General features: G+C 67.6%; 6 protein-coding genes and 2 pseudogenes. All 8 read right to left on the bottom strand.

Going from position 1 to position 7,375, the window contains the following annotated elements:
• Window positions 1-1,522, bottom strand: a pseudogene (gene clpC1, locus JWP83_RS01965) (ATP-dependent protease ATP-binding subunit ClpC); the annotation flags it as partial.
• A 287-nt stretch (window positions 1,523-1,809) separates the two neighbouring features.
• Window positions 1,810-2,148: a histone-like nucleoid-structuring protein Lsr2 gene (gene lsr2 / locus JWP83_RS01960; protein WP_297725261.1), complete on the bottom strand. Its 339-nt coding sequence runs from the start codon at window positions 2,146-2,148 to the stop codon at window positions 1,810-1,812.
• Between the two features lie 112 nt (window positions 2,149-2,260).
• Complete coding sequence (gene lysS / locus JWP83_RS01955) at window positions 2,261-3,769, bottom strand: lysine--tRNA ligase (protein ID WP_297725259.1); 1,509 nt, start codon at window positions 3,767-3,769, stop codon at window positions 2,261-2,263.
• Window positions 3,770-3,947: 178 nt separating this feature from the next.
• Complete coding sequence (locus JWP83_RS01950) at window positions 3,948-4,763, bottom strand: type III pantothenate kinase (RefSeq protein ID WP_297725257.1); 816 nt, start codon at window positions 4,761-4,763, stop codon at window positions 3,948-3,950.
• Window positions 4,764-4,765: 2 nt separating this feature from the next.
• The gene (gene panD, locus JWP83_RS01945; RefSeq protein WP_297725255.1) at window positions 4,766-5,185 is read right to left on the bottom strand and encodes an aspartate 1-decarboxylase; all 420 of its coding nucleotides are present in this window, start codon (window positions 5,183-5,185) and stop codon (window positions 4,766-4,768) included.
• A complete protein-coding gene (gene panC, locus JWP83_RS01940; protein ID WP_297725253.1) occupies window positions 5,185-6,132 on the bottom strand; it encodes a pantoate--beta-alanine ligase in 948 nt (315 codons plus the stop codon). Before panC ends, panD begins: the two co-directional genes overlap by 1 nt.
• On the bottom strand, window positions 6,129-7,040 hold the full coding sequence (locus JWP83_RS01935; RefSeq protein ID WP_297725251.1) for a DUF2520 domain-containing protein: 912 nt from the start codon (window positions 7,038-7,040) through the stop codon (window positions 6,129-6,131). Before JWP83_RS01935 ends, panC begins: the two co-directional genes overlap by 4 nt.
• Before the next feature lie 114 nt (window positions 7,041-7,154).
• Window positions 7,155-7,375 (bottom strand): annotated as a pseudogene (locus tag JWP83_RS01930) (hypothetical protein); the annotation flags it as partial.

Raw genomic sequence — 7,375 nt, 5'->3', positions numbered from 1 at the left:
GCAGACGCGTGGTCTCCTCCTCGGTGAGCTTGAAGACCGGGATACCTGTCCAGTTGGCCAGGACCTCGGCGATCTGCTCGTCGTCGACCTCGGCGACCACGTCCATATCGCCGGAGCGCCACTGCTTTTCGCGTTCCGCCCGCTGGGCCACCAGCTGCTTCTCGCGGTCGCGCAGGCTGGCCGCCTTCTCGAAGTCCAGCGCGTCGATCGCGGACTCTTTCTCGCGACGGTCCTCGGCGATCTTCTCGTCGAATTCACGCAGGTCTGGCGGCGCGGTCATCCGTCTGATCCGCATCCGGGCACAGGCCTCGTCGATCAGGTCGATCGCCGTGTCCGTCATGAACCGGTCGTTGATGTAGCGGTCGGCCAGGGTGGCCGCGGCCACGATCGCGCTGTCGCTGATCGACACGCGGTGGTGGGCCTCGTAACGGTCGCGCAGGCCCTTGAGGATCTCGATGGTGTGCTCCACCGTCGGCTCCCCGACCTGCACGGGCTGGAAGCGGCGCTCCAGGGCGGCGTCCTTCTCGATGTACTTGCGGTACTCGTCGAGCGTGGTCGCGCCGATCGTCTGCAGCTCACCGCGGGCCAGCTTGGGCTTCAGGATGCTTGCCGCGTCGATCGCGCCCTCGGCGGCACCGGCGCCCACCAGGGTGTGCAGCTCGTCGATGAACAGGATGATGTCACCGCGGGTGTTGATCTCCTTGAGCACCTTCTTCAGGCGTTCCTCGAAGTCACCGCGGTAGCGGCTGCCCGCGACCAGCGAACCCAGGTCCAGCGTGTAGAGCTGCTTGTCCTTCAGCGTCTCGGGGACCTCGCCGTGCACGATGGCCTGCGCCAGGCCCTCGACGACGGCGGTCTTGCCGACGCCGGGCTCTCCGATCAGCACCGGGTTGTTCTTGGTGCGCCGGCTCAGCACCTGCATCACCCGCTCGATTTCCTTCTCGCGGCCGATGACGGGGTCCAGCTTGCCTTCCATCGCGGCGGCCGTCAGGTTGCGCCCGAACTGGTCGAGCACCAGCGACGTGGACGGGCTCCCGGACTCGCCGCCGCGACCGCCGGTCCCGGCTTCCGCGGCCTCCTTGCCCTGGTAGCCGCTCAGCAGCTGGATCACCTGCTGGCGCACCCGGGTCAGCTCGGCGCCCAGCTTGACCAGCACCTGGGCGGCCACGCCCTCACCCTCGCGGATCAGGCCGAGCAAGATGTGCTCGGTGCCGATGTAGTTGTGGCCCAGCTGCAGCGCCTCGCGCAGGCTCAGCTCGAGAACCTTCTTTGCGCGCGGGGTGAACGGGATATGTCCCGACGGGGCCTGCTGGCCCTGGCCGATGATCTCCTCGACCTGGCTGCGGACGCCCTCCAGCGAGATGCCCAGCGACTCCAGCGACTTCGCCGCGACGCCCTCACCCTCGTGAATCAAGCCCAACAAGATGTGCTCGGTGCCGATGTAGTTGTGGTTGAGCATCCGGGCCTCTTCTTGCGCCAGGACGACGACCCTGCGGGCACGGTCGGTAAATCTTTCGAACATCGGTGGTTACCTGCTCTCCCTCACCATCGGTACAACGCAACTGCCGGTCCAGTGGGGCCGGAACCGCGTACCTGCCATCCACTGTAATGGTCGGCCTGCCGGGGGTCCTAACGTTGCGGTGACTGGTGGTCCAGGCCGCACACCCGTTTCGGCGCAGAGCCGTAACAGGTAAACGAGGAAAACCACCAAAGCGTTTCCCGCGCGGGCCGGCAATCATTCCGCCGCCAGCGAAATCGAAAACACTGACGCCCGGGCCTTGCGGACCCGGGCGTCGGTAAGCGGTTCGCTTAGGTCGCCGCGTGGAAGGCGTCGATGACGTCCGCGGGGATGCGGCCACGCGTCGACACATTGTGCCCGTTGCGGCGCGCCCATTCCCTGATCGCGGCGCTTTGCTCGCGGTCGATGGCGCCGCGGCCGCGTCCCGAGCCGGAACGCCCCCGACGACGACCGCCGACGCGGCGGCCCGCCGCCACCCATTGCTTCAAATCGTTGCGCAGTTTCGTGGCATTCTTGGACGAAAGGTCAATCTCGTAGGTCACCCCGTCAAGCCCGAATTCCACCGTTTCGTCGGCCGCGCCCGCACCGTCGAAATCATCGACCAAGGTGACGGTCACTTTTTTTGCCATTAGCTTACCCTCGCGTTTCGTCCTGAGCAGATGCTGAGCAGTTCGGATTCACTCCCCAAGGACCAATCTGCCATAACAACCCAGGATACTCAATCCGGACGCAACGGGTAACTCAACTGGAGTGCGGCCGAACAATCGGGAACAAAACTGTCTCTCTAATTGACAGGCCGGTCAAAGACATCAACAACCGATCGATACCCATTCCGGTTCCCGTGGACGGCGGCATCCCATACTCGAGCGCGGCGAGAAAGTCTTCGTCAAGCGCCATGGCCTCGTCGTCGCCGGCGGCCGCGGCGCGGGCTTGCGCAGCGAACCGCTCGCGCTGCACGACGGGATCGTTCAATTCGGAATACCCGGTGGCCAGTTCGACTCCGCGAAGGTAAAGGTCCCACTTCTCGGTTACGCCGGGAATGCTGCGGTGCTGGCGCGTCAAAGGTGTTGTCTCCACTGGGAAATCCTTGACGAATGTGGGCGCGGTCAGGGAGTTGCCCACCATGTGCTCCCACAGTTCCTCGACGAGTTTGCCGTGCCCGTAGCCGCGGTTGTCGGGGATCTCTGGCATCTTGGAGCCGAGCTGCCCGATGATGGCACGCAGCCGATCGACCGTCGTCTCGGGCGTGATCTCCTCACCCAGTGCCGCCGACAGCGACGGATACATTTGTATTGACGCCCATTCTCCGTCTATGTCGTACGCGCTGCCGTCTGGCAACGGCAGTTGTCTGGTTCCGATCGCCTCGTCGGCCACCTCTTGAATAAGCTCACGCGTGACGATCGCTGAATCGTCATAGGTTCCGTAGGTCTGGTAGGTCTCCAACATGGAAAATTCCGGAGAATGCGTCGAATCGGCTCCTTCGTTTCGGAACACGCGATTTAACTCGAAGACCTTGTCGAATCCGCCGACGATGCAGCGCTTGAGGAACAGTTCCGGCGCGATCCGCAGGTAGAGATCGATGTCGAGCGCATTGGAATGCGTGATGAACGGCCGGGCGGCGGCGCCACCGGCGAGGGTCTGCAAGATAGGGGTTTCGACTTCGAGAAACCCGCGCCGTTCCAGTGCGTTGCGGATCGCTCGGACCAGCGCGATTCGCTGCCGGGCCACCGTGCGGGCCTGGGGACGAACGATCAGGTCGACATAGCGCTGCCGCACCCGCGATTCCTCGCTCAACTCCTTGTGCGCGACGGGCAGCGGCCGCAGGGACTTGGCCGCCATCCGCCAGGAGTCGGCCAGCACGGACAATTCGCCGCGCCGTGAGCTGATTACGTTACCGTGCACGTAGACGATGTCGCCGAGGTCGACGTCGGCCTTCCACGCGTCGAGCGCCTGTTGGCCGACCTTGTCGAGGCTGATCATCACCTGCAGGGTGGTGCCGTCGCCGTCCTGGAGTGTCGCAAAGCACAGTTTTCCGGAGTTGCGCGCGAAGATGACCCGGCCCGCGACGCCGACGATGTCGTCGGTGGCGGTGTCGGTCGGCAGGTCGGCGTGGGCGGCGCGCACCTGGGCCGGGGTGTGGGTGCGCTCGATGGCGACCGGGTAGGGGTCGGATCCCTCCGCCAACAGGCGAGCGCGCTTGTCCCGGCGGATCCGGAACTGCTCAGGAAGGTCGGGCTCGGCGGAGTTCACGACGTGCCAGCTTAAATGACGGGGTCGAGAGTGCGTTCAGGGCTTTGACTGTGCGCTCATGGCTTTGCGTGTGTGCTGTGGGCGGAAAATCCGGCCGAACGCCTGCCAGGCTTCACACTCAACGCCGCGGATTCACACTCAACGCCGTGGCTTCACACTCAACGCGGAATGCCGGCCTCTAGCGCGCCGTCTTCAGCCGGCCGCGCTGGGCGTCGCGGTTGCGCTCGAAGACCAGCTGCAGGCCATGCAGCGTCAGGTGCTGGTCGTAGTGGTTGACGGAGTGCAGTTCGGGCAGCAGCAGCGGCGCGGTATGGCCGGTGGTCACGACCACCACGTCGTCGCCGGCAAAGCCGTCCACATCCTCGCGGATGCGCTGGACCAAACCGTCGACCAGCCCGGCGAAGCCGAACACCGCACCGGCTTGCATGCATTCGACGGTGTTCTTGCCGACCACCGAGCGGGGGCGGGCCAGCTCGACGTGGAGCAGCGCCGCGGAGCGGGCCGCGGCGGCATCTGACGAAATCTGCACCCCCGGCGCGATGGCGCCGCCGAGAAACTCGCCCTTTGCCGACACCAGGTCCACACAGATCGAGGATCCGAAATCGACGACGATGGCGGCACTTTGAAACCGGTGATATGCGGCCAGGCAGTTGACGATTCGGTCGGCACCGACTTGTTTCGGATTGTCGACCAGCAGGGGGATCCCGGTCCGCACCCCCGGCTCGATGAGCACGTTCGGCACCGACGGCCAGTACTGATCGAGCATGATCCGCACCTCGTGCAGCACCGACGGGACGGTCGACAGCGCGGCGGCGCCGGTAAGGCGCTCGGAATCGTCACCGATCAGGCCGTCGATGGTCAGCGCCAGTTCGTCCGCGGTTGCCTCGGACTCGGTGCGAATCCGCCACTGCTGCACGACTTTTGCGTGCTCCTTGGATCCCGATAGCAGTCCGACGACGGTGTGGGTGTTGCGGACGTCGATGGCCAGCAGCACGGCTACCGCGCGCCGATCCGGGGATCGAGCAGCTCCGCCGCGTCAGCGGGCACGAACGCCGGGTCGTGTCCGAGGTCGATCGGCTTGTTGTCGGAGTCGACGAACACGATCCGCGGCCGGTAGGCGCGCGCCTCCGCGTCTTCCATCGTCCCGTATGCGATCAGGATCACCAGGTCGCCCGGGTGGACGAGATGCGCTGCGGCACCGTTGATTCCGATCACACCGCTGCCACGTTCGCCCGTGATCGCATAGGTGACCAGGCGGGCGCCGTTGTCGATGTCAACGATGGTCACCTGTTCGCCCTCGAGCAGGTCCGCGGCGTCCATCAGGTCGGCGTCGATGGTCACCGAGCCGACGTAGTGCAGGTCGGCCTGCGTGACGGTGGCGCGGTGGATCTTCGACTTCAGCATCGTCCGTAACATCAATTCCTCCAATGTGATTCGAGGGTGTCCCGATAAACGTCCGGCCCCAGGGGTGCCGGCGAGGTTGCTCCTACTTCGATGGCGATGTTGTCCAGCAGTCGGGTGGTGCCCAGGCGGGCCGCGACCAGCAGCCGGGTGGGCGCGCCGGCCCGCGGCGGGCCCAGATCCGCGTCGCGCAATTCCAGGTAGTCGACGCTGATCGCGGGCACGGCGTCGAGCACGGCGCGGGCGGTGTCCAGCGCGGCCTGCGCGCCCGCGGGCGCGGCGTGGGCCGCCGCGGTCAGCGCCGCGGAAAGCGTGCCGGCCAGTTCGCGTTGCGCCGGGTCCAGGTAGCGGTTGCGCGACGACATCGCCAGGCCGTCGCATTCGCGCACCGTCGGGACGCCGACCACGGCCACGTCGACGTTGAGGTCGGTGACCATCTGGCGGATCAGGACCAGCTGCTGGTAGTCCTTCTCGCCGAAGAACGCCCGGTCGGGACGGACGATCTGCAGCAGCTTGCACACCACGGTCAGTACGCCGGCGAAATGGGTCGGCCGCGCGCCGCCCTCGAGTTCGCCGGCCAGCGGGCCGGGGTGCACAGTGGTGCGCAGACCGTCGGGGTACATCGCCGCGGCGGTCGGCGCGAACACGATCTCGACGTCTTCGCCGCGCAGCAGCGCCACGTCGTCGTCGAGGGTCCGGGGGTAGGCGTCGAGATCTTCCCCCTCCTCGAATTGCAGCGGGTTGACGAAGATCGAGACCACAACCACCGAGCCGGGGACCCGCTTGGCGGCTCGCACCAGGGCGAGGTGCCCGTCGTGCAGGGCGCCCATGGTGGGCACCAGCATCACCCGCCGGCCGGTGTGGCGCAGCGCACGGCTGACGTCCGTGGCATCGCGCGGCGCCGAGTAGACGTTGAGTTCGCCGGGTTTGAAGGCGGGTGGCCGGCGCTGGGTCGGGTTCATCGCGCCAGCACCTCGATGACGTCGGCAGGGGCGTGCGCGCGCTGGGCGGTACGCAGGGCGTTGACCCGGTACGCCTGGGCCAGTTCCGGCTCGACCTCGGCGAGCGCGGCCAGATGCTCGGCGACGGCGGCGGCGTCACCGCGGGCCACCGGCCCGGTCAGCGCGGCCTGGCCGCGGAGCAGGGTGTTCTCCAGCGCCGCCCGGGCCAGCGGCCCGGCGATGCGTTCGGCGAGGCCGCCCGGCTGGTCGTCGATGGTCTGTTGCCCGAGCAGTTCGCTGCCGCGCAGCGCGGCCCGCAGCGCCTCGACCGCGTCGGCTAGCACCGTCACGATGTGGTTGCCCGCATGCGCCAGGGCGGCGTGGTAGAGGACGCGGGCGTCCTCGCCAACACAGAACGGCTCCCCGCCCATCTCGAGGACCAGCGACTGCGCGATCGCGTACCCGACCTGATCGGCCGCGGTGATCCCGAAGCAGGTGTCGGGCAGCCGGGTGATGTCCTCGTCGGAGCCGGTGAACGTCATCGCGGGGTGAATCGCCAACGGTGTGCAGCCGTCGTGGGTCAGGGGCGCGAGGACGCCGACCCCGTTGGCGCCGGACGTGTGCGCCACGATCGTGCCGGGCCGCACGGCCGAGGTCGCCGCCAGCCCGGACACCAGGCCGGCGAGTTCGCTGTCGGGCACCGCCAACAGCAGCAGCTCGGCATTCGCGGCCACGTCCGGCGGCGACATCACCGGGGTATCGGGCAACCGGCGCTGCGCCCGCTGGCGCGACGCGCGCGAGACGCCGCTGCACGCCACCACGACGTGGTCGGCGCGCTCCAGCGCGACACCGAGCGCGGAGCCCACCCGGCCGGCGGAGATGATTCCCACCTTGAGCCTGGCCGGGCGCAGTCCGTCGAACTGCCCCATCGCAGACGACCTCACAGCTTTCTTGGTTCGTTCCAGTCCCATGCTCGGGTACCGGACGGTCACTAAGACTTTAGTCGATCCTCAAGCCGAGCCCAATGTGAGGAAGCTCCCAGCTCAGCCGTCACGGCGACGGCGGCGGCCGGCACCGGACGGCTCGACCCGCAGCCGCGCCAGCAGGTCGGCGACGGACTGGCCACCGCTCGGCGGGGCGTCGTCAGAGCCATCTGAGCCCCCCGCCAGGGGATCCGCGCCGCGATGGCGGGGTGCCGCCTCCGGCTGCGGCGGTGGAGCCATCTGCGGTGGTGGCGGCGCGGCCGCGGCGGGCGGCGGTGCCG

It is taken from the genome of Mycobacterium sp. (genome assembly GCF_025965855.1).
Taxonomy (GTDB): domain Bacteria; phylum Actinomycetota; class Actinomycetes; order Mycobacteriales; family Mycobacteriaceae; genus Mycobacterium.
Note: the sequence above shows the minus strand (reverse complement) of the source record. Positions and strands in the feature narration are given on the sequence as shown.